The sequence below is a fragment of the Exiguobacterium sp. SH0S2 genome, from assembly GCF_004337185.1.
Taxonomy (GTDB): domain Bacteria; phylum Bacillota; class Bacilli; order Exiguobacteriales; family Exiguobacteriaceae; genus Exiguobacterium; species Exiguobacterium aurantiacum_A.
Window position 1 is genome coordinate 1 of the sequence record NZ_SJVB01000035.1, and the last position, 386, is coordinate 386.

Sequence of the window (386 nt, forward strand, 5' to 3'; positions counted from 1 at the left end):
GAGAAGTACACGACGTTTCAAGGTGATGAGGTCACGGATACGTTGGCGGCGGTTGATCTTTATTGGCCAGTCCGATTTTTAAACGAAGAATTGGTTTTAGTCGATACGCCAGGGGCGAATTCTCTTACCAAGTCTGCCTTCGAGACAACGCGAATGCAGCTCAAAAAGTCTTCTGCTATTCTCTATTTGTTCAACGGACAGAAAGGACTTGAGACGACAGACCATGAACTTTTAAATGAATTTGTCTCGAATGGTAAAAAAGTCTTTTTAGTTGGTACGCACATTGACCGAATGAATAGTTCACACGAATGGAACGAAGTCGTAAAAGAGGTCCAATTCAATCTTGACGATATGTCCAACTTCGATATTATCGGCGTGTCCTCTAC

1 protein-coding gene is annotated in these 386 nt (G+C 42.7%); it reads left to right on the forward strand.

What is annotated here, in order from left to right; all coding sequences use genetic code 11:
• Positions 1-386 (forward strand): dynamin family protein (locus tag EVJ21_RS15300; RefSeq protein ID WP_201740000.1); only part of this gene is annotated, 386 nt, incomplete at both ends.